This window comes from Aquilutibacter rugosus, from assembly GCF_036541335.1.
Classification (GTDB): Bacteria; Pseudomonadota; Gammaproteobacteria; order Xanthomonadales; family Xanthomonadaceae; genus Aquilutibacter; species Aquilutibacter rugosus.
In genome coordinates this window covers 38,426-59,828 of the sequence record NZ_JAZHBO010000002.1, presented here as the reverse complement: position 1 = coordinate 59,828, position 21,403 = coordinate 38,426, and the positions used below count along the sequence as shown (strand labels likewise).

The 21,403-nt window shown below is 59.6% G+C and carries 27 protein-coding genes; 12 read left to right on the top strand and 15 right to left on the bottom strand.

Going from position 1 to position 21,403, the window contains the following annotated elements:
- Window positions 1-5: 5 nt before the first annotated feature.
- The 12 genes from rpsQ to V3390_RS05400 form a co-directional block, all read right to left on the bottom strand.
- Window positions 6-278, bottom strand: a complete 273-nt coding sequence (gene rpsQ / locus V3390_RS05455; RefSeq protein WP_331703701.1) for a 30S ribosomal protein S17 — start codon at window positions 276-278, stop codon at window positions 6-8.
- A gap of 9 nt (window positions 279-287) precedes the next feature.
- On the bottom strand, window positions 288-473 hold the full coding sequence (gene rpmC / locus V3390_RS05450) for a 50S ribosomal protein L29 (protein ID WP_331690332.1): 186 nt from the start codon (window positions 471-473) through the stop codon (window positions 288-290).
- Complete coding sequence (gene rplP / locus V3390_RS05445; RefSeq protein WP_331690331.1) at window positions 473-886, bottom strand: 50S ribosomal protein L16; 414 nt, start codon at window positions 884-886, stop codon at window positions 473-475. The genes rpmC and rplP overlap by 1 nt, the downstream gene beginning before the upstream one ends.
- A 6-nt stretch (window positions 887-892) precedes the next feature.
- Window positions 893-1,630, bottom strand: coding sequence for a 30S ribosomal protein S3 (gene rpsC / locus V3390_RS05440; protein WP_331690330.1), 738 nt, complete (start codon window positions 1,628-1,630; stop codon window positions 893-895).
- A 13-nt stretch (window positions 1,631-1,643) separates the two neighbouring features.
- Window positions 1,644-1,979, bottom strand: coding sequence for a 50S ribosomal protein L22 (gene rplV / locus V3390_RS05435; RefSeq protein WP_331690329.1), 336 nt, complete (start codon window positions 1,977-1,979; stop codon window positions 1,644-1,646).
- Between the two features lie 12 nt (window positions 1,980-1,991).
- The gene (rpsS, locus tag V3390_RS05430) at window positions 1,992-2,258 is read right to left on the bottom strand and encodes a 30S ribosomal protein S19 (RefSeq protein WP_331690328.1); all 267 of its coding nucleotides are present in this window, start codon (window positions 2,256-2,258) and stop codon (window positions 1,992-1,994) included.
- A gap of 6 nt (window positions 2,259-2,264) precedes the next feature.
- Window positions 2,265-3,092 carry a 50S ribosomal protein L2 gene (gene rplB, locus V3390_RS05425; RefSeq protein WP_331690327.1) on the bottom strand — a complete coding sequence of 276 codons (828 nt, stop codon included), beginning with the start codon at window positions 3,090-3,092 and terminating at the stop codon, window positions 2,265-2,267.
- A 15-nt stretch (window positions 3,093-3,107) separates the two neighbouring features.
- On the bottom strand, window positions 3,108-3,404 hold the full coding sequence (gene rplW, locus V3390_RS05420) for a 50S ribosomal protein L23 (protein ID WP_331690326.1): 297 nt from the start codon (window positions 3,402-3,404) through the stop codon (window positions 3,108-3,110).
- Complete coding sequence (gene rplD, locus V3390_RS05415) at window positions 3,401-4,006, bottom strand: 50S ribosomal protein L4 (RefSeq protein WP_331690325.1); 606 nt, start codon at window positions 4,004-4,006, stop codon at window positions 3,401-3,403. The genes rplW and rplD overlap by 4 nt, the downstream gene beginning before the upstream one ends.
- A 15-nt stretch (window positions 4,007-4,021) precedes the next feature.
- A complete protein-coding gene (gene rplC, locus V3390_RS05410) occupies window positions 4,022-4,675 on the bottom strand; it encodes a 50S ribosomal protein L3 (RefSeq protein ID WP_331690324.1) in 654 nt (217 codons plus the stop codon).
- Window positions 4,676-4,685: 10 nt separating this feature from the next.
- Window positions 4,686-4,997 carry a 30S ribosomal protein S10 gene (gene rpsJ / locus V3390_RS05405; RefSeq protein WP_143924809.1) on the bottom strand — a complete coding sequence of 104 codons (312 nt, stop codon included), beginning with the start codon at window positions 4,995-4,997 and terminating at the stop codon, window positions 4,686-4,688.
- A 401-nt stretch (window positions 4,998-5,398) separates the two neighbouring features.
- Window positions 5,399-5,872: a hypothetical protein gene (locus V3390_RS05400; protein ID WP_331690323.1), complete on the bottom strand. Its 474-nt coding sequence runs from the start codon at window positions 5,870-5,872 to the stop codon at window positions 5,399-5,401.
- 44 nt (window positions 5,873-5,916) lie between these two features.
- Here V3390_RS05400 and V3390_RS05395 point away from each other — a divergent pair, with 44 nt between their 5' ends.
- The 3 genes from V3390_RS05395 to V3390_RS05385 are packed head-to-tail and all read left to right on the top strand — an operon-like array spanning window position 5,917 to window position 8,031.
- Window positions 5,917-6,516, top strand: a complete 600-nt coding sequence (locus V3390_RS05395; protein WP_331703700.1) for a nitroreductase family protein — start codon at window positions 5,917-5,919, stop codon at window positions 6,514-6,516.
- A gap of 3 nt (window positions 6,517-6,519) precedes the next feature.
- Window positions 6,520-7,413 carry a 5'-3' exonuclease gene (locus V3390_RS05390; RefSeq protein ID WP_331703699.1) on the top strand — a complete coding sequence of 298 codons (894 nt, stop codon included), beginning with the start codon at window positions 6,520-6,522 and terminating at the stop codon, window positions 7,411-7,413.
- A 33-nt stretch (window positions 7,414-7,446) separates the two neighbouring features.
- Complete coding sequence (locus V3390_RS05385) at window positions 7,447-8,031, top strand: NUDIX hydrolase (protein WP_331703698.1); 585 nt, start codon at window positions 7,447-7,449, stop codon at window positions 8,029-8,031.
- Here V3390_RS05385 and V3390_RS05380 read toward each other — a convergent pair whose 3' ends face one another.
- The 3 genes from V3390_RS05380 to prmC are packed head-to-tail and all read right to left on the bottom strand — an operon-like array spanning window position 8,032 to window position 10,668.
- Window positions 8,032-8,829, bottom strand: coding sequence for an SEL1-like repeat protein (locus tag V3390_RS05380; protein WP_331703697.1), 798 nt, complete (start codon window positions 8,827-8,829; stop codon window positions 8,032-8,034).
- A 16-nt stretch (window positions 8,830-8,845) separates the two neighbouring features.
- Entirely contained in the window at window positions 8,846-9,790 is a 945-nt protein-coding gene (gene pip, locus V3390_RS05375; RefSeq protein WP_331703696.1) for a prolyl aminopeptidase, read from the bottom strand.
- Window positions 9,791-9,792: 2 nt separating this feature from the next.
- Complete coding sequence (gene prmC / locus V3390_RS05370; RefSeq protein WP_425493017.1) at window positions 9,793-10,668, bottom strand: peptide chain release factor N(5)-glutamine methyltransferase; 876 nt, start codon at window positions 10,666-10,668, stop codon at window positions 9,793-9,795.
- Window positions 10,669-10,826: 158 nt separating this feature from the next.
- On the opposite strand from prmC, the gene ahpC reads away from it, so the two are divergent.
- From ahpC to V3390_RS05325, 9 genes are all read left to right on the top strand, one after another.
- The gene (gene ahpC / locus V3390_RS05365; RefSeq protein ID WP_331690317.1) at window positions 10,827-11,390 is read left to right on the top strand and encodes an alkyl hydroperoxide reductase subunit C; all 564 of its coding nucleotides are present in this window, start codon (window positions 10,827-10,829) and stop codon (window positions 11,388-11,390) included.
- A gap of 194 nt (window positions 11,391-11,584) precedes the next feature.
- Entirely contained in the window at window positions 11,585-12,859 is a 1,275-nt protein-coding gene (locus V3390_RS05360; protein WP_331690316.1) for an efflux RND transporter periplasmic adaptor subunit, read from the top strand.
- Between the two features lie 27 nt (window positions 12,860-12,886).
- On the top strand, window positions 12,887-13,609 hold the full coding sequence (locus tag V3390_RS05355; protein ID WP_331690315.1) for an ABC transporter ATP-binding protein: 723 nt from the start codon (window positions 12,887-12,889) through the stop codon (window positions 13,607-13,609).
- A gap of 2 nt (window positions 13,610-13,611) precedes the next feature.
- Window positions 13,612-14,919 carry an ABC transporter permease gene (locus tag V3390_RS05350; protein WP_331690314.1) on the top strand — a complete coding sequence of 436 codons (1,308 nt, stop codon included), beginning with the start codon at window positions 13,612-13,614 and terminating at the stop codon, window positions 14,917-14,919.
- Between the two features lie 2 nt (window positions 14,920-14,921).
- Window positions 14,922-16,142 (top strand): ABC transporter permease, encoded by a 1,221-nt coding sequence (locus tag V3390_RS05345; RefSeq protein WP_331703694.1) that lies wholly within the window; start codon window positions 14,922-14,924, stop codon window positions 16,140-16,142.
- A gap of 24 nt (window positions 16,143-16,166) precedes the next feature.
- Window positions 16,167-17,501 carry a sigma-54-dependent transcriptional regulator gene (locus V3390_RS05340; protein WP_425493042.1) on the top strand — a complete coding sequence of 445 codons (1,335 nt, stop codon included), beginning with the start codon at window positions 16,167-16,169 and terminating at the stop codon, window positions 17,499-17,501.
- Between the two features lie 73 nt (window positions 17,502-17,574).
- On the top strand, window positions 17,575-18,798 hold the full coding sequence (locus tag V3390_RS05335) for a sensor histidine kinase (protein ID WP_425493041.1): 1,224 nt from the start codon (window positions 17,575-17,577) through the stop codon (window positions 18,796-18,798).
- A gap of 104 nt (window positions 18,799-18,902) precedes the next feature.
- Complete coding sequence (gene ahpF, locus V3390_RS05330) at window positions 18,903-20,486, top strand: alkyl hydroperoxide reductase subunit F (RefSeq protein ID WP_331703690.1); 1,584 nt, start codon at window positions 18,903-18,905, stop codon at window positions 20,484-20,486.
- Between the two features lie 3 nt (window positions 20,487-20,489).
- Window positions 20,490-21,398 carry a LysR substrate-binding domain-containing protein gene (locus tag V3390_RS05325; RefSeq protein ID WP_331690309.1) on the top strand — a complete coding sequence of 303 codons (909 nt, stop codon included), beginning with the start codon at window positions 20,490-20,492 and terminating at the stop codon, window positions 21,396-21,398.
- Window positions 21,399-21,403: the final 5 nt, after the last annotated feature.

Genomic DNA, 21,403 nt, shown 5'->3' with positions numbered 1-21,403 from the left:
CTCTCTTATGCTTCGGCAGCGCGGTTGACGATTTCAACCACGGTCCAGTTTTTGGTCTTGGACATCGGGGAGATCTCCTTGACGCGGACCACATCGCCTTCCTTGCAGGAATTATCGGCGTCGTGGGCGTGCAGCTTGGTCGAACGACGCACGTACTTGCCATACAGTGCGTGCTTGACCTGGCGTTCCACCAGAACGGTGACGGTCTTGTCCATCTTGTTGGAGATGACTCGGCCTTCAACCGTGCGGATGGCTTTCTCTGTATTGTTGTCGGTCATGGTGAGTCCTTACTTCTTCTCGGTCAGCAAGGTGTTGACGCGAGCGATCTCGCGGCGCACAAGCTTGGCCTGATGGGTGGTGGCGAGCTGGCCCGTGGCCTTTTGCATACGGAGCGAGAACGACTCCTTATGCAGTTCGGTCAGGTGGGCGCGCAGCTCGTCCGCGGACTTATTGCGGAGTTCTTTAATGTTCATTAGCGCACCGTGCGGGAAATGAAGGTGGTGGTCACCGACAGCTTGGCCGCAGCCAGACGGAAGGCCTCGCGGGCAACTTCTTCGCTGACACCTTCGATCTCATAGATCATACGGCCGGGCTGGATCTGGGCGACCCAGTATTCGACGTTACCCTTACCGGAACCCATGCGGACTTCGATCGGCTTCTTGGTGATGGGCTTGTCGGGGAACACGCGGATCCACATCTTACCGCCACGCTTCACGTGACGGGAGATGGCACGACGGGCAGCTTCGATCTGACGGGCGGTCAACTGGCCGAAGCTAGTGGCCTTGAGGCCATACTCGCCGAACGACACTTGGTTGGCCGACCAGCTCAGGCCGGTGTTGCGGCCCTTGTGGACCTTGCGGAACTTGGTACGTTTAGGTTGCAACATGGCGGATTACCTCGCTTCACGTGCCGGACGACCACGGCCCGGACGATCCTGACGGTCGCCACGGTCACCACGGCCTTGCGGCGCGTCGTCTTGCTTTTCCTGGCCAACTTGGGAGAAGTCAAACACTTCGCCCTTGTAGATCCAGACCTTAATGCCGATGATGCCGTAAGTCGTCAAGGCTTCGGCGGTACCGTAATCGATGTCGGCACGCAGCGTATGCAGCGGCACGCGACCTTCGCGGTACCATTCGGAACGGGCAATTTCGGCGCCGTTGAGACGGCCGGCCACGTTCACCTTGATGCCCAGAGCGCCCAGACGCATGGCGTTACCGACAGCGCGCTTCATGGCGCGACGGAACATGATGCGGCGTTCGAGCTGCTGAGCAATCGACTCGGCAACCAGTTGGGCGTCCAGATCCGGCTTGCGCACTTCGGTCACGTTGATGTGGGCAGGAACGCCCATCACTTCGGAGACTTCCTTACGCAGCTTTTCGATGTCCTCACCACGCTTACCGATCACCACGCCCGGACGGGCCGTGAAAATCGTGACGCGGGCGTTGTTAGCCGGACGTTCGATCAGGATCTTGGAGACGCCGGCCTGAGCCAGCTTCTTGCGGAGGACTTCGCGCACCTTAAGATCGGCTGCGAGGAACTCGGCGTATTGCTTCTTGTTGGCGTACCACTTGGAATTCCAGTCTTTCGAAATGCCCAGGCGGATGCCGGTGGGATGTACTTTATGACCCATAAGAGTTCCTGCCTTACTTGCCTTCGCCCACAACCACAGTGATGTGGCTGGTGCGCTTGAGGATGCGGGTGCCACGGCCCTTCGCACGCGCCATGAAGCGCTTCAGCGTAGGACCTTCGTCAACCATGATCGTCTGGACTTTGAGAGCGTCCACGTCAGCGCCGACATTGTTTTCGGCGTTGGCGATGGCGGACTCAACCACCTTCTTGATCAGGTGAGCGGCTTTCTTGTCCGAGAACTTGAGCAAGTCAACAGCACGGCCAGCGGCCATGCCACGTACTTGGTCAGCAACCAGACGGGCCTTTTGGGGAGAGATACGCGCGGAGCGCAGAATTGCTTTAGCTTCCATGGTCATATCTCCTTACTTGCTCTTCTTATCCGCACCGTGACCCTTGTAGGTACGGGTCAGTGCGAATTCGCCGAGCTTGTGGCCGACCATCTGCTCGTTAACGAGCACCGGGACGTGGTTCTTACCGTTGTGCACGGCGATCGTGTAACCGATCATTTCCGGCAGGATGGTGGAACGACGCGACCAGGTTTTAATCGGGCGCTTGGTGTTGCCGGCGTTTTCCACCTTGGTAAGCAAGTGGTGGTCAACGAACGGGCCTTTTTTCAGTGAACGTGCCATGGCCGATTAGCTCCTGCGATCGCGCACGATGAATTTCTGCGTGCGCTTGTTCTTACGGGTCTTGTAACCCTTGGTTGGGACACCCCAAGGCGTGACCGGGTGCGGATTGCCCTGGCCGGCCTTGGCCTCACCACCGCCGTGCGGGTGGTCGACCGGGTTCATAGCTGCACCGCGAACGGTCGGCTTGATACCGCGCCAGCGCTTGGCACCGGCCTTACCCAGCTTTTCAAGGCTGTGTTCGACGTTGCCGACTTCACCGACGGTAGCGACGCACTCGACCGGCACCTTGCGCATTTCGCCGGAGCGGAGACGCAGAGTGGCATAGCCGTGTTCGCGGGCAACCAAGTAGACACCGGCGCCGGCGGCGCGGGCCATCTGGGCACCCTTACCGGGCTTCATTTCAACGCAATGCACCGTGGTGCCGACCGGGATGTTGGCCAGCGGCAGGGTGTTACCTGCACGGATCGGAGCATCACGGCCTGCGAGCACCTGGTCGCCGGCCTTCAGGCCCTTGGGAGCGATGATGTAGCGGCGTTCGCCATCGACGTACAGCAGCAGCGCGATGTGCGCAGTGCGGTTCGGATCGTATTCAATACGCTCAACCTTGGCGGGGATGCCAATCTTGTTGCGCTTGAAATCAATGACGCGGTAGTGTTGCTTGCTGCCACCACCGATGTGACGGGTAGTGATGCGGCCATAGTTGTTACGGCCGCCGGTCTTGCCCTGCTTTTCAAGGAGCGGCGCGTACGGCGCACCCTTGTGCAGGTCAGGCGTCACCACGCGGACGGCGCTACGGCGGCCCGGCGAGGTGGGTTTAAAGGTCATCAAAGGCATAGTCGTTTCCTATCCTTAAGCCACAGCAGTGACGTCAATCGACTGGCCTTCAGCCAGCGTGACGTATGCTTTGCGCCAGTCCTTGCGGCTGCCTTCGCGGAAGCGGAACGTACGGGCCTTGCCCTTGACGTTTGCGACGTTGACGGCTGCCACTTTGACGTTGAACAGCTTTTCCACGGCGATTTTGATATCGGCCTTGGTAGCGTCCTTCGCCACTTCGAAGCAGTACTGGTTCGAGACTTCCTGCAGGCGGGCGGTCTTTTCGGACACGCGCGGTGCGCGGATTACGTTGTAAAGCTTGGCGTCGTTCATGCCAGCCACTCCTCAATCTTCTTGACGGCGTCAACCGTAATGACGACGGTATCGGCACCGACCAGCGACACCGGATCCAGGCCTTGCACGTCACGAACTTCGACGTACGGCAAGTTACGGGCCGACAGGTACAGGTTTTCGGTTGCGTCTTCGGTGACGATCAGCGGGCGCTTACCGACGTTGAAGTCCTTGAGCTTGGCGACCAGACCCGAGGTCTTCGGCGCATCCAAGTCAAAGGTTTCAACCACGGTCAGGCGGCCTTGACGGTTCAGTTCCGACAGGATCGACTGCATGGCCGCACGGTACATCTTGCGGTTGACCTTTTGCGCGAAGCTACGCGGCTTGGCTGCAAAAGTCACACCACCGCCGACGAAGATCGGAGCCGTCAGCGCGCCATGACGTGCGCCGCCGCCCTTTTGCTTCTTGGACTTCTTGGTGGTACCGGCAACTTCCGAGCGGGTCTTTTGTGCCTTGGTGCCGGCGCGGCCCGCATTGCGGTAAGCGACGACAACTTGGTGCACCAGATCCTGGCTGAAGTCACGGCCGAAAGTTTCTTCGGACACCGAGACCTTGTTGCTGCTGTTAAAAACGTTCAGTTCCATGATTTCCTAGCTCCCTCAACCCTTGCTCGAAGGACGGATGATCACGTCACCACCCGGAGCGCCGGGAATGGCACCCTTGATAGCGATCAAACCGCGTTCGGCATCGATCTGGACGATTTCGAGACCTTGGGTGGTTTGGATTTCGTGACCCATGTGACCGGACATTTTCTTGCCCGGGAACACGCGGCCCGGCGTTTGACGCTGACCGATCGAACCCGGTGCGCGGTGCGACAGCGAGTTACCGTGGGTGGCATCACCCATGGTGAAGTTCCAGCGCTTGATGGTGCCCTGGAAGCCCTTACCCTTGGTCACGCCCTGGACGTCAACAATCTGGCCGACTTCAAAGATGTCTGCCTTGATTTCGCCGCCGACTTCGAAGTCAGCGATCTTGTCGTCTTCGACACGGAGTTCCCACAGACCGCGACCGGCTTCGACCTTGGCCTTGGCCAGGTGACCGGCCTCTGGCTTGTTGATCAGCGCAGCGCGACGCACGCCAACAGTCACTTGAACTGCGGAGTAGCCATCGGTGTCTTGAGTTTTGATTTGGGTTACGCGGTTCGGGGTTGCCTCAATCAGGGTCACCGGAACCGACTTGCCGTCTTCAGTGAAGAAGCGGCTCATGCCGGCCTTACGGCCAACGATGCCCAACGAATATTTCTTCGCAGTCATTGTTTATGCCTCAGCTCAGCTTGATCTGGACGTCAACGCCAGCGGCCAGTTCGAGCTTCATCAGCGCGTCCACGGTCTTGTCGTTGGGGTCGACGATATCGAGCACGCGCTTGTGCGTGCGGGTCTCGTACTGGTCACGCGCGTCTTTGTCGACGTGCGGCGAGACGAGGATGGTGTAGCGTTCGATCTTGGTCGGCAGCGGGATCGGGCCCTTAACCTGGGCGCCGGTGCGCTTTGCCGTCTCAACGATCTCGCTGGCCGAGCGGTCGATCAGACGATGATCGAAGGCCTTAAGCCGGATGCGAATCTTTTGGTCCGCCATAACGGGGGGTTCCTTTAATAAAAAAAGAGCGACGGGCCGGGCAGCACATGGTGCACGACCCCATTTCTTAGATCAAAAAGCAGAGTTCAAAAAGCAAAAAAGCGGGCCGTGAAAGCGGTCCGCCCGACATGGATGTTTTGAGTGACGCAGTCCGTGCCTGTTGACAAAAAAACCCTTTAAAACAAGGGATTTTTGCAAACCGGCAAAGCCATGCGACGCATCCGTGTCCGGCGAATACGAAGCAAATCCTATGCCTCATTTCGCAGTTTTATACCACTACCCAAGGGGAAGTGAGCCGCTATTCTAACCCGAATTTCGGCCGTGTTGCAAGTTGAATCGTAAAAAAATCAGCAACTTAGGCGATTGGTGATTATTTAACCAGCTGCGGCGGCGTCCTACGGTCAGACGACGATCCGGCCGTTGCCGCTACCCTCACCCGAGCCGGTGCCGCCATTCGGGCCATCGGATGGTGGCGGAGGCGGATTGCTGCCACCGCGGCGTTTGGCCTCGAAGAAGGCGTTGGCGGCGGGGCGATACAACAGGAATGCCATCATGGCATGAAGCCCGGCACCGAGCAGCATTGCGGTGTTCCCGGACATCAGAGCCATCAGCGTCACCAGTAGCGCCAGCGCGACGACGGCGATGCGGGCCCAGTTGAGACCCCGCAGCAGGCTCAAGCCAATCAGGAACATCACCACGCAGGCGAACATCGCAATTGGGATGGCTCGCGAGATATCGGCACCTGTAGCGGTCGGAATGGCCTGAGCCAGTAAGGCCGGATCCTTGCGGATGGCAGTCAGGCTCAGGAAGTTCATGGCAGCTTGGATCAGGATAATGAACCCGATCACAGTGACGGTCAGTGGGCGCTTCGGCATGGAAGGTAGAATACCAGATCGCGGTTTCGACCCCAATTAAGGATATGTGCGTGCCCCTGAGCCTTTCCGATCTGTCTGAGCGCCGTTCCGCGCCGGTTGCCCAACTGGGGGCACCGGGCCCGGATCGTCCTACCCTGCTCCGCTGCATCAAGGCAGCGATTCGGGTGCCTGACCACGGCAAACTGGTGCCGTTCCGGTTAATCGAGATCCCCTCGGCCGCCCGTGACGCCCTGGGCGAGGCGCTCGCGCGCCGGCATAAGGAGCTGGAACCGGACGTCGCACCCAAGGTGCTGGACAAGGATCGGACCCGCTTTTCGTTTGCCCCGACCGTGGTGGCGGTGGTCGCCCGCGTTGTCGAGAGCCCCAAGGTCCCGCGCCTGGAGCAGGAGCTGACGGCCGGCTGCGTGGCCTTTCAACTGTTGCAGGCGGTTGCTGCCGAAGGCTTTGCCGGCAACTGGCTGACCGGCTGGGCGGCCTACGACCCCGAAGTCGCGCGCTGGTTTGGTCTGGAGCCGAATGAGCTGATCATAGGATTCGTCCACATTGGCACCGCTCGAGTGGATGTGCCCGAGCGCGAGCGGCCCGATGTGACTTCGCTACTGTCCGAATTTAACCCGGATTCAATTTATTTCACCCGGGATTAAATAATGAGCGCCGTTGCAAGAACTGTCTATATGGTGGATGCGAGCATCTACGTGTTTCGGGCCTGGCACTCGATGCCGGATCATTTCACCGACTCCGAGGGTTGGCCGACCAATGCGGTGCAGGGATTTGCGCGGTTTCTGCTGGACTTGCTGGAGCAGACGCGGCCTGAGCACATTGTCATTGCGTTCGACCAGTCGCTGGACCAGTGTTACCGCAACGAAATTTACCCCCCGTATAAAGCCAACCGCTCACCGGCACCCGAGGATCTGCTGCGCCAGTTCGCTTATTGCCGGGCTTTGTGTGAGGCTTTGGGCCTGCCGGTGCTGGGCGATCTGCGGTACGAGGCCGATGACCTGATCGGCTCCGTGCTGAATCATCTGCGGCCGCAGGGGTTCCGGGGCGTGATCGTGTCGGCGGACAAGGATTTGTCGCAACTGCTGGCCGGTACCGATGAGCAGTGGGATTTTGCCCGCGGTCTGCGCTGGACGCACAACGAGGTGATCGATAAGCACGGGGTGCATGCGCATCAGATCGCGGATTATCTGGCGCTGGCGGGCGATGCCATCGACAACATTCCGGGCGTGCCGGGCATTGGCGGCAAGACCGCGGCGGCGTTGCTGGGACATTTCGGCTCGCTCGAGGAGTTGCTGCGGCGCGTCGATGAAGTGCCGCACCTGAGCAACCTGCGCGGTGCCAAGTCGGTGGCCGCCAAGCTGCGCGAGCATGGTGAGCTGGCGCGTCTGTATCGGCAGCTGACGGTGATTGCGCTCGATGCGCCCCTGGGCGACGTGTCGCACGGGTTTGCACGCGGCCAGGCCGATCCCGAACGTTTGCAGACACTGGTCGAGACGCTGCGACTGGGACCTGTCACCAAGCGGCGACTGAGCGCCTGTTAAGATCGGGACAACCGATACGAGAGACAAATCGTTATGCCTTCGACGTTGCAATCGCCTATTGCCCAAATGCCGGTTGAGACTTTGCTCGAGGGCGATTGGCTGCGGATGCGTCGGCAAGGGACTTGGGAGTTTGTCGAGCGTGTGCACGGTCGCGGCATGGCAGTGATCATCATTGCGGTGACGCGTGACAATAAAGTGGTGTTTGTCGAGCAGGATCGGATTCCGCTAGGTCGACGCACCATTGAGATGCCGGCCGGTCTGGTTGGCGATCAGGCCGGTGAGGACACGCTTGAGAACGCGGCGCGTCGTGAGCTCGAGGAGGAAACCGGCTACGTCACCGACAGCATGGAGGTTCTGCTGATCGGGCCCACATCGGCGGGACTGACCAACGAACGCATCGCCTACGTGCGCGCCGGCAACCTGACCCGCAAACACCAGGGCGGCGGTGTTGCGGCCGAGGACGAGGCCATCATCGTGCACGAAGTGCCGCTGGACGAAGCGCCGAAGTGGTTGTTGCAACGCCAAGCGGAAGGCTATGAGCTCGACCTCAAGCTATGGGGCGGACTGTGGATGATTGAACACCATTTGGACGGACGCAAACGCCAAGCCGGCGACTGATTACTCGCCGTCTTTGTCCAACGGTTCGACGACCGGCTCGGCGCGATCGCCGCGCTGGCGGCTCGTTTGAACCTGATCACCCATGCGGACCGTGACGTTGCCGTAGCGCAGCACCGCCGCCACGTACTTGTCCTTGAATTTCTGATACTCCTTCGGCTCCCAGAATTTTTCGGCATGGAATGCATCGGGACGGATATCGTCTTCGATGGTGCCATCGTCATTGAACGCAATGATGCGCGTCAGCAGGCGTCCGTAACCCTTAGCGCGATTGCGCTCACCCTTTGAGTTGCGCAGAACCTGCGCGATCTTGGGCATGGTCGCCTTATCGGAGTACATGCCGAGAATTTCCTCGGCCATGGTGATGGCCTGCTGCTGTTCGGCCGGCGTCATCGCAGCCCAGTACTGTTCGCGCTTGCCGATGAAAAACGGCTGATTCATGCGCTCGGCGGCCACATCGGCCATCGCATAGGCACGCGCTTTGTTGACCGGGACGCCCTCGCCCTTCCAGTACATTTCTGCAAGCATGGCCTGCGCCAGCTTCTCGCCATAACGCGCCGAACGTTCGAGTGCCAAGTGCGCTTCCTTGAAATCACCGGCCAAGTACGCCTTGCGCCCCCGCAGCAGATATTTCATATCAGGATGCGCATTGAGAAAGGTGTCGAGCGACATCGCCTGCGCCTCGCGGTAGCTCAGCAACTGTTCGCCCTGCGAGCGCACGGGAGTCGGCTCGTTGATCTGGGCGTGCAGCGGCAGCACTGGCAATAGCAGCAAGGCTCCGGTAATCAGTAGTCGACTCATGGCCTCATTCCTCTCATTAGGCTGCGAAACGATCGGTAGCACGCACTAGGGCGTCAATGTTTTCTGCTTCGAAGGCACTGTGGCCACTGGCCGGCGTAATGATCAACTCGCCCTTTGGCCACGCTTTATGCAGATCCCAGGCGTTGTTGACCGGGCAGACCACGTCGTAGCGGCCATGCACGATCACACCGGGAATATCGGCAATGCGATGCGCATCGCGCAGCAGCTGATCATCAGCCTCGAAGAAACCCTTATTGACAAAGTAGTGATTCTCGATGCGGGCAAAGGCCAGCGCAAACTGCGGATCGCCATGGGCGTCGGCAAAATCATCGTCAATGTGCAGGAAGCTGGTTGCGCCTTCCCAGATGCTCCATGCCTTGGCAGCGGCGAGGCGCGTGGCCTCGTCATCGGAAGTCAGGCGGCGGTGATACGCCGCGATCAGATCGCCACGTTCGGACTCGGGGATGGCATTGAGGTAGTGCTCCCACGCATCGGGGAACAGGCGGTTGGCGCCTTCCTGATAGAACCACTGCAGCTCCCAGTGACGCAGCATGAAGATGCCGCGCAACACCAGTTCCGTAACGCGCTCCGGGTGAGTCTGCGCATAGGCCAAGGCCAGAGTCGAGCCCCAGGAGCCGCCGAATACCTGCCAGCGATCAACACCGAGAAATTCACGAAGGCGTTCAATATCCGCGACCAGATCCCAAGTGGTGTTATCGACCAGGTCGGCGTGCGGCGTGGAGCGACCGGAACCGCGCTGATCGAACAGAATGATGTTGTATTTGGCCGGATCATGGAAACGGCGCATCTTGTCGGTGCAGCCACCACCCGGTCCACCGTGCAACATGACCACCGGCTTGCCCTGCGGATTGCCGCACTGTTCCCAGTACAGCGTGTGGCGATCATCAACGGCCAGCGTCCCGGAAGCGTAAGGAGTGATTTCGGGATAGAGATCGCGCATGGTCATTCGGTGGGTAGTGGTGATGCCTTTATTGTAGGACCAGAAGCTTGACCCAACGTGATGCGATCGTTATCGCCGAAATCACGCCGCGTTTCTATTTCCGTGTAATTTGACTGCGCGAACAGTGTGCGCACGGCCTCGCCCTGATCGTAACCATGCTCCACCAGCAGCCAACCGCCGTCGTTCAAATACGCTGTAGCGCCGGCAATGATCTGCCTCAAATCGTCGAGCCCGTCCGGACCCGATGCGAGTGCAGTAATCGGCTCAAAGCGCAGATCGCCCTGCTCCAGATGCGGATCATCGCTGCGGATATACGGCGGGTTGCTGACGATTACATCGAAACTGATTGAGTGTTCGGGCAAAGCGGCGAACCAACTGCCGTTGCGGAACTCCACGTTCTGCAAACCAAGCGCGGTTGCATTGGCGAAGGCAATTTCCAGCGCCTCAACACTGCGATCCGTCGCAGTAACGGCGGCCTGCGGACATTCACTGGCGATGGCCAAAGCAATGGCCCCACTCCCCGTCCCCAGGTCCAGTACCCGCGGCGATTGATATGGCTCCAGCAGTTCCAGCGCGGCAGCCACCAAGGTCTCGGTGTCAGCGCGGGGAATCAGAGTGGCTGCATTGACCTGCAAATCCAGCGACCAGAATCCGCGCGTGCCGATGAGATAAGCGATGGGTTCGCCGGCCATGCGACGCGCCGACAGCGCATCCAGCTGATCGAGCTCCGAGGGCGTCAGTTCGCGCCCGTCATTCAGGAACAGCCCGGTGGGCGTCAAGTCCAGCACGTGCATCGCCAGGTAGCGGGCGTCCTCCGAATCGACCCGGTCCCGCGCCTGCGTCAGCCATTGCTGAATTGTTGTCACCGCTGTAGCCATTTCTTAACCGGGAACGTGGGATTATGGCACTGGACCCGCTAGCATCCGATAGTTAAATCCAATCGTCGGCATCAAAACAATCAATTTGTGCGATGCACGATGTTTGCCTAATCTATCAATCAACCTTTCACCCATAGACAGCAAAGAAGGAAATCCCGATGTCGCTGATCAACACCAAAATCAAGCCGTTCAAGACGCAAGCCTATAAGAATGGCGAATTTATCGAAGTCTCCGACGAAACCCTGAAGGGCAAGTGGTCGGTAATCGTGTTCTACCCGGCCGACTTTACCTTCGTCTGCCCGACGGAACTCGAAGACCTGGCCGACCATTACGAAGAGTTCCAAAAGCTCGGCGTCGAAATCTACTCGGCCTCGACCGACACGCATTTCGCACACAAGGCATGGGCCGACACTTCGGACGCCATCAAGAAGGTCAAGTACACCATGCTGGGCGACCCGACTCAAACCCTGGCGCGCAACTTTGACGTGCTGATTGAAGAAGAAGGCCTGGCCCTGCGCGGCACCTTCGTCATCAATCCGGAGGGCGACATCAAGGTCCTCGAAATCCACGACAACGGTATCGGCCGTGACGCTTCGGAACTGCTGCGCAAGGTCAAGGCCGCCCAGTACGTAGCCTCGCATCCGGGCGAAGTCTGCCCGGCCAAGTGGCATGAAGGCGAAGCGACCCTGAAGCCGTCGCTGGATCTGGTCGGCAAGATCTAATCCCACGCGGATTGCAGTAACACCCCAAGCCCGGTGATCAGCAGATCGCCGGGTTTTTTGTTGTCGTCGTGTCCGCCACGACAGCGCAAACTGTCCGCGGACACTGTGATTGCCGAGAGATCCTTCACAAATCAATCAGTTAGAGGCGCGCAATCCAAGTCAATTGCGCAAAAATTCGCGGCTACCTTGTAGTCATGGCGATTCAAGATACCCGCGACCAAGACACCCGCATCGAACCGGCGCAGCTTAAAGGCGTCCGCAACCGCAAACGTGCCCTGCAGATCGCGGCGGCAATTGCTGTGCTCGCAGCAGCCGTCTGGCTCACCTTTGCATGGCTATCGGGCGGACGCACTGTCAGCAAAGACCGAGTGCGCATCGCAACCGTGACGCGCGGCGACCTGATTCGTGACATCGCAGCCGAAGGCCGGATCACTGCCGCTAACAGCCCGAGCCTCTATGCCGAAGCCGGCGGTCTCGTCACCTTGCATGTCGTTGCAGGCGATGTCGTCAAAGCCGGTCAGATGCTGGCGCAGATCGACAGCCCCGAGCTGCGCAGCCGTCTCGCTCAGGAACATGCGACTCTGGCCGGACTGGATGCCGACGTCGACCGCGCTGCGCTGGATGCGGAGCTGATCCGTTCGGCCACGCTCAAGTCGCTGGACCAAGCCCGCGTCGACCAGACCGCCGCGCAACGGCAACTGCAGCGCTACACCCGCGGTTTCGAAGGCGGAGCCGTGGCCCGCGTCGACGTGGACAAGGCACAGGATGATGTCTCCAAAACGCGCATCGGCGTCAGTCACGCGGTCAAGGACGTGCGGCTGCAGGCCAGCAGCGCCACGATGGATGCACGCAATCGCCGCGCGTTGGCCGACCGTCAACGCGCAGTCGTCGGCGAACTCCAACGTCAAGTTGCCGCCCTCACCCTGCGCGCTCCGTTTGATGGCCAGGTCGGTCAGATTCTGGTCAGCCAACGTCAGAACGTCCAGACAAACGCAGAACTGCTCAGCGTGGTTGACCTGCGCAATCTGGAAGTCGAGATCAAGGTGCCGGAAAGCCAGGCTCGCAATCTCGCGATAGGCATGCCGGCACGATTGAGCGCTCAAAGCGGTGATGTCGGCGGCACGATCTCCGCGATTGCACCGGAAGTGGTCAACGGCGAAGTCAACGTGCGCGTCCGCTTTGACCCCGGCGCTCAACCCAAAGACCTGCGCCAGAACCAACGCCTCAATGCGCGTGTCCTGCTGGGCACCCGACGTAACGTGCTCAAGGTCGAACGCGGCCCGAGTATGGATGTCGGCACCACCAAAGCATGGGTCCTGCGCGATGGCATCGCCACTGAAATTCCCGTAAGCGTCGGCCTGAGTGGCACCGATGCCGTTGAAATCATCAGCGGCCTCGTTCAAGGCGAACGCGTCATCACCTCCGGAGCCGATGACTTCAAGTCCGGCGAAACCATCCGCATCCGCTAATTCTCTTCCTATAAGGACTGCACCGACATGCTGCAAATGAATCAAATCGCCAAGGTCTATCGCACCGAACTGGTTGAAACGCACGCACTTCGCGCCCTGGATCTGCAAGTTGCCGAGGGCGAGTTCGTCGCGGTGACGGGCCCTTCCGGCTCAGGCAAAACCACCTTCCTCAATATCGCCGGACTGCTGGAGAGCTTTACCGGTGGCACCTATATTCTCGATGGCGAGAATGTCAGCAACCTGAGCGATGCCGCCCGCTCGCATCTGCGCAATCAGAAGATCGGCTTTATTTTTCAGGGATTCAATCTGATCCCCGACTTGAATCTGTTCGATAACGTTGACGTTCCCTTGCGCTATCGCGGCGTGTCGGCCAAAGAACGCAAGGAGCGGATCGAACATGCGTTGTCCGAAGTGGGCCTTGGCTCGCGGATGAAGCACTATCCCGGTGAGCTTTCGGGCGGACAGCAGCAACGCGCTGCAATAGCACGCGCACTGGCGGGCTCGCCGCGCCTGTTACTGGCCGACGAACCGACGGGTAACCTGGACACACAAATGGCCCGCAGCATCATGGAGCTGCTCGAGGACATCAATTCCAAAGGCACCACCATTGTTATGGTGACCCACGACCCCGAGCTTGCGGCACGCGCACAGCGCAATGTCCATATGGTGGACGGCGTTGCGACCGACATCGTCCGGCCTTCGCCCCTGTTTACCGGCAATCAGGCGACCGCGGCCGTCGCAGGGGCATAAGAATGAACTCCTATTATTTCAAGCTCGCCCTGCGCAGTCTCAAGCGAAACCGCATGTTGACCTTTCTGATGATTCTGACGATCGCAGTGGGTGTCGGTGCGACCATGACCACACTAACGGTCTACCGTGCACTGTCCGGCGATCCTATTCCGGACAAGAGCGACGTGCTGTATCGGGTGCAACTGGACACCCGTCCCTCCGATTACCCGTATGCAGATAACGAGCCACCGGACGATCTGACGCGCACGGACGCGGAGCAACTGATGGCCGAAGCCAAGGCTTCACGCCAGACGATCGTCAGTGCCGGCGATTCCATTATTGAGATGCCGAACGGCAAAAGCGCTCCGACTCGCGTCCCCACTCGTCACGTCAGCGCGGATTTCTTTCAGATGATGAACGTGCCGATCATTAAGGGCCGCAGCTGGACGAAGGCAGATGATGCCGCCAAATCACGCGTGTCCTTAATTAACTACAAGCTCGCTGAGAAGATGTTCGGTGCCGCTGATCCCGTCGGCAAGACCATTCAGTTCGGGCAGCAGACCTTTCAAGTCATCGGCGTTGTCGGCAAGTGGATGGTGGCACCCCGCTTCTACGACTTGAATTCGGGTCGGTTTAGTGGCGAGGACCAAGTCTACGTGCCATTCACTACAGCACGCGATCTGAACCTCAGCTTTGCAGGCAACATGGACTGCAGTCAGCGCGTACCGGAGGGCAAATACGTTACCGACAGCGGCCTGCATTGCAACTGGCTCCAGTATTGGGTGGAGTTGCCCGACGCATCTGCCCGTACCGATTACAAGAACTATCTGACGCAGTATTCGCAGCGTCAGAAGGATAACGGCTGGTTCTACAGGCCCCCGAATGTGGGACTGCGCAACGTGATGGAATGGCTGGATTACCAGAAGGTCGTACCATCGGACGTGCGTCTGCAGCTGTGGTTGGCGCTTGGCTTTCTGCTCGTGTGTATGACTAACGTTGTGGGCCTGTTACTGGCCAAGTTCCTGCGTCGCAGTGGAGAGATCGGTGTTCGGCGTGCCTTGGGCGCAACACGACTGCAGATCTTCCGTCAGTTTCTGACCGAGTCCGCGATGATCGGTGCTGCAGGTGGAGTCGGCGGACTGCTACTGGCCTGGCTGGGCCTGATGGCTGTGCGTAAGCAGCCGGTCGATTACGCGAATCTCGTCAACATGGACACGACCATGCTGATCACCACGCTGCTGATTGCCGTTGCAGTGACGCTGCTCGCCGGTTCACTGCCTGCCGGGCGTGCGATGCAAATCGCCCCTGCTATCCATCTTAAGAGCCAATAATCATGACTGCTATCCGTCCTCTCCTATCGAGCCTTACCCGCCACAAAGGTGCCGTTGCAGTCATCGTGATGGAGATTGCGCTGACTTGCGCCATCTTGTGCAACGCGTTTGACCTGATTTCACGCCGCGTGCGCGACATTCAGACCGTCAGTGGCATTGACGAAGCCCATATCGCACGGATTCTGACCAGCCCCCTGGGCCCGGAATCCGAGCGATGGGCTCGAACGAATGCGGATCTGGATGTGATCCGCTCGGTGCCGGGTGTTGCCGATGTGACCATCCTCAACCAGCTGCCGCTCACCAGCAATTCAAGCAACTCCAGCTTCTCGACCACTCCGCAAGGCGCCACTATCAGTGCAGGCATCACCATGGCCGACCCCGGTGTCTTTTCCACCTTGGGCTTAAAGATCGTGCAGGGACGCGCCTTCGCAAATGATGAATACATCAAAGTCTCGGAGGCCACTGACGATACGCGCTTCACCAAGGCCGTCATTACCAAGGCGATGGCTGACAAACTCTTTCCGGGTCAGAATGCAGTCGGCAAAGCGCTCTACATGGGCGAGGACACTCCGATTCAGATTATCGGGGTTGTCGAGCGATTGGTCCGTCCAGGTAAGGGCTGGGCCGCCAGCGAGGCGAAAGAGTACACAGTGATCGCACCCTTTCGCACGCCGATCGACTTCTTTGGCCAGTATGTAATCCGCACTAAAGAGGGCTTTAAACCCGCCACGGTCCTCAGCGCGGTCGACGCGGCACTGACTCGCGCCAACCCCAACCGCATCTCATCGGGCTCGGAGACTTTTGCACAGATGCGCGAAGACTATTTCGCATCCGACCGGTCCATGGCCTGGTTGTTGAGCATCGTCTCCGTGATCCTGCTGTGTGTCACCGCATTCGGGATCGTCGGTATTGCGAGCTTCTGGGTTCAACAGCGCACCAAGCGGATCGGTATTCGTCGCGCGCTCGGCGCAACCCGCACCGACATCGTCCGCTATTTCCAGACCGAAAATTTTCTGATCGTCTCCGGTGGCATCGTGCTGGGTCTCATCCTGGCGTTCGGGCTCAATCAGCTGCTGATGGCCAAGTATGAAATGCCGCGCCTGCCATGGATCTATCTGCCGATGGGTGCCGTCGCGCTGTGGATCATCGGGCAACTGGCCGTATTGGCACCGGCATTACGCGCGGCCAATGTCGCACCGACCACAGCAACAAGGACCGTCTAACCGGAGTCGTTTAAGCTAATGTCTATGCCGCGAGTCCTAGTCATTGATGACAACCCAAGCGTTGCAACCGCGCTTGAGATCCTCTTTTCTCTGCACGAGATGCAGGTGGAACATGCCGCGACGCCGGATGCCGGCGTCCGGCGTGTGGAGCGAGGTGACATCGATCTTGTCATCCAGGACATGAACTTTGAATCGGACTACACCTCGGGCGACGAGGGGGTCGAACTGTTTCACCGCTTGCGTGCAGTCTCTCCCGATCTGCCGATCATTCTCCTGACCGCCTGGACTCAGCTGGAGCACGCGGTTGCGTTATCTAAAGCCGGTGCGGCGGATTATCTGTCCAAACCATGGGACGACAACAAGCTGGTCGCCAGCGCATTGACGCTGATTGAACTGCATGATTTGCAGCGTGCCGCCACACGCCAACGCACCAACCGACGGGAACGGCAGGAACGTCTGGCAAGGCATTACAATTTACGCGGTTTTGTCTTTGTCGACGAGGTCACAGAGCAAGCGGTCAATCTGGCGTGCCAGGTGGCCAAATCGCCCTTGCCGATTCTGATTCAGGGTGAAAGCGGTGTCGGCAAGGATCTGCTGGCCGAACTCATCCATCGCAACTCGGCGGTCAGCCATGGTCCGCTCATCAGCCTCAACTGCGGCGCGATTCCCGAGGACATGCTGGAGTCCGAACTGTTCGGCGCCGAAGCCGGTGCCTTTAAAGGCGTGGCGCGCTCCCGTGGCGGCAAACTGGAGGCGGCCGACTGCGGCACTCTAGTACTCGAAGACATTGCGCAGCTCAGTATCGGCAATCAGGCCAAACTCCTGCGCGTTATTGAGACCGGTCGCTTTACGCGCCTTGGCAGCAATCGCGAACGTCACGCGGCATTTCGCGTGATCACGACGAGTAATGCGGATTTGCAGCAATTGGTTGCGCAAGGCCTGTTCCGTCAGGATCTGCTGTACCGCCTCAACGGGGTCACTGTGGAACTGGCACCGCTCAGGCAGAGGCATGACGACATTGTTCCGTTGGCAAAGTCGTTTCTCACGCACGAAAAATCGCTCAGCACTGCTGCCGAGGATGCGCTACGCCGCAGCCCTTGGCATGGCAACGTGCGTGAATTGCGCAGCACTATTCAACGGGCATGCGTCCTTGCGCAAGGATCTGTAATTGAAATCGAGCATCTGATGCTGCCCGCCAATGCAGGCATTCTCGGCACCGGTGAACCCGATGCGGACAGCATCCGGCATGCATTATCAAAACATCGCGGGGTGATCGCTCAGGCGGCCGCGGAATTAGGCCTTTCGCGACAGGCGCTCTATCGCCGCATGGATCTGTATGGCATCGCCAAACCGCAGTAACTGGCGGGTATCCATTACTCCGGTAGCCGTCACTGTGTGTACGGCAGCGGGCATCGGGCTGCCGGTGCTGGGCATGGTCAAAAGCTGGCCGTTGTGGCTCACCGTCGTCTGCATTACGGTACCGTGGCTCGCCCTTTGCCTCGTCCTGTTGACGCACTGGCGTCGCGACGCCCGTACGCGCCGCGCCCTGACCGCAATGATCGCGAGCTATCGCGATGGCGAGTTCAACGTGGGCCTACGGGATCTGCACGATGAGATGTCGCCCCTGGTCCAAGCACATAATCAGTTGGGCACCACCTTGCGCGCCGAACGCGTCGCGCTGTCGCAGCGCGAACTGATGCTCGACACCGTGATTGAAAACACGCCGGTCGCGATTGTGCTGATCAGTCCCGGCGGACATATCGTGCTGGGCAATATCGCGGCACGGCAAATGCTCGCGGGCGGATCGCGACTCGAGGGCAATCGACTGGATCAGGTGGTGGCCGGTGCGCACCCTGCACTCAAGGACGCGTTGGATGCCGGCGGTGACGCCGTATTCGATGTCGGAATCCATGACGAGTCGGAAATTATCCAGCTGTCGCGACGTCGTTTCCGTCTGAACGGACAGTTGCACGAACTGCTGTTGCTGAAACAGCTGACGACGGAGTTGCGCCGGCAGGAAGTCCGCACCTGGAAGAATTTGATCCGTATCATCAGCCACGAACTCAACAACTCTTTGGCCCCAATTGCATCGCTGGCCAGTTCGAGCCGGCTGTTGCTGGAACGCGAACAGACCCAACGCCTGCCCGATGCCTTAAGAACGATCGAAGAGCGCGCACGCCATCTCGAGGAATTCATTCGCGGATACGCACGGTTTGCGAAATTGCCGGAGCCGCGCCGCGAACCCTTCCTCTGGGGCGATCTCATCAGACGTCTGCAGATGCAGATGGCGTTCGGCTGGGACGAACGCCATGCCGAAGGCAAGCCCAACGCGGACACGGCACAGCTCGAACAGGCAGTGTTGAATCTGGTGAAGAATGCCCTGGAATCGGGCAGCGACCCGGCGGCGGTTGAACTGCAGCTACGTAAATTGCCCAACGGCTGGCGGATCGACGTGCTGGACCGCGGTCCCGGCATGCCGGCGCATGTCATGACCCAGGCGCTGCTGCCGTTCTACTCGACCAAACGGGGCGGAACCGGTCTGGGGCTGGCCCTGGCGCGGGAAATTGCCGAGGCGCACGGCGGCAGCCTGTCTCTGGCCAACCGGGGACCCCACGGCCTGATGGTCTCCATAAATCTGCCCAATAGCGATAATTAATAGCTGGGACCTATCGCTGACATCCAAACAATCGATTGGATTAATATGAGGGCACTGAATAGACTTTCTCTATCGACTTTCTAGTGTCCATTGAGGATAGCCCCATGTTGGATCAAGACCTGCAAAATCAGCTCAAAGCCTACTTTGAAAAGCTGATTTACCCGATTGAACTGATCGGCAATTTCGACGGCTCAAAGGCCTCGACCGAACTGCGCGAGCTGCTGACCACCCTCGCCACGCTGTCCGACAAGGTCCAATTTGTCGAAGGCACTGACGCTGCCGCACTCAAGCCGAGCTTCACGATTCAGCGCGTCGGCAGCACTGAACAAGTGAGCTTTGCGGCGATCCCGCTGGGCCACGAATTCACCTCGCTGGTGTTGGCACTGCTGCAGGTCGGCGGTCACCCGGCGCGCATCAGCGACGAACTGGCTCAGCAGGTGCGCGCGCTCGATGGCGACTTCGCCTTCGAAACGTTTATGTCGCTGCACTGCCAGAGCTGCCCGGATACCGTGCAGGCCCTGAACCTGATGAGCATTCTGAATCCGCGGATCTCGCATATCGCGATCGACGGTGCCCTGTTCCAGGACGAAGTCACACAGCGCGAAGTGATGGCCGTGCCCACCGTGTTCCTCAATGGCGAATTCTTTGAAACCGGTCGCCTGTCGGTCGAACAGCTGGTGACACGACTCGATGCCAACGCCGGCGCCAAGGCCAAGGACGCAATTGATGCCAAGGCCCCGTTTGATGTGCTCGTGGTCGGCGGCGGCCCTGCTGGTGCTGCAGCTGCCATCTACGCCGCACGCAAGGGCATTCGCACCGGCGTGGTCAGCGAACGTTTCGGCGGCCAGGTGCTCGACACCATGTCGATCGAGAACTTTGTCTCGGTGGAATACACCGAAGGTCCGAAACTCGCAGCGAATCTGGAAGCGCACGTCCGCCATTACGATGTGGACGTCATCAATGCCCAACGCGTGGCCAAGCTGATCCCGTCGGAAACGGAAGGCGGCCTGCACACCGTAGAGCTGGAAAATGGCGCTCAACTGAAATCCCGCACGCTGATTCTGTCGACGGGTGCATCGTGGCGCACCATGAATGTGCCCGGTGAGAACGACTTGCGCAACAAAGGCGTGACCTTCTGCCCGCACTGCGATGGCCCCTTGTTTAAGGGCAAAAAGATCGCGGTCATCGGCGGCGGCAACAGCGGTATCGAAGCGGCAATTGACCTGGCCGGCATTGTCGATCACGTCACGGTGCTCGAATTTGCCGACACGCTCAAGGCGGACGATGTGCTGCAACGCAAGTTGGCCAGCATGCCCAACACCGCCGTGATCCGTTCCGCGGCAACGACCGAAGTGCTCGGCACCGACAAAGTGACCGGCCTGCAATATAAAGATCGCACCACCGATGAGTCCCGCACCTTGAATGTGGATGGTGTCTTCGTGCAGATCGGTCTGCTGCCGAACACGCGCTTTCTCAAGGATGTGGTGGAGCTGAGCCCGATGGGTGAGATCGTGATCGACCCGCACGGCCGCACCAATATCCCCGGCGTGTTTGCCGCGGGTGACAGTACGACCACTCCGTACAAGCAGATCGTGATTGCAATGGGTGGCGGTGCGACCGCAGCCCTGAGCGCCTTCGACTATCTGATTCGCACGCCGGTCGCCGACAATCAGCATCAGGCAGCCTAAGTCATGAACCTGCGCGATCTGCGGTACCTAGTGGCGCTTGCCGATCACCAGCACTTTGGCAAAGCAGCGGCTGCGAGTTTCGTCTCGCAGCCGACGCTCTCCACGCAAATCAAGAAACTCGAGGACGAGCTCGGCGTCACCTTGGTCGAGCGCGCGCCCGGCAACGTGATGCTGACGCCGATCGGTAAGGATGTCGTGTCCCGCGCACGCACCGTGCTAACGGAAGTCGATGGCATGGTGGCCCTGGCCAAACGCAGCCGCGACCCCGAATCGGGCAAGATCCATCTGGGTGTATTCCCCACTCTGGGTCCTTACCTGTTGCCGCACGTGATTCCGGTTCTGCATGAGCGGTTCCCGCGCATTGACTGGTATCTGGTCGAAGAAAAGACCGACGTCCTGCTACAGAAATTGCGCGAAGGCAAACTCGACGCCGCCCTGCTCGCCTTGCCGATTGAGGGCGACCAGTGGGACATTGACCCCTTGTTCCGCGAGGAATTTGTGCTGGCGGTACCCAAGGACAAGCCGCTGAATCTCAAGCATCCGCTGGGTCTTGAGGATCTGAATGACCGCACCTTGTTACTGCTGGACGAAGGCCATTGCCTGCGCGACCAGGCCTTGGCGGTGTGCCGTCTCAGCGGCGCGCGCGAGCAGCAGGATTTCCGTGCGACGTCGTTGGAGACTTTGCGTCAGATGGTCGGCACCGGCTTGGGCGATACGCTGCTGCCGGCGCTGGCCACGCTGCCGCCGCACAACACCGATGACCTGCAGCTCGTTCCGTTCGAAGGCGAGCCCCCGTTCCGCGAAATCGCGCTAGTGCGCCGGCATAGCTCCGCCATGGCAAGTACGCTCGAAGCCATCGCTGCCACCATCCGCGATATCCCTGTCTTGAAGTCCCTGCGCGCACCCCAGTAAAGTAA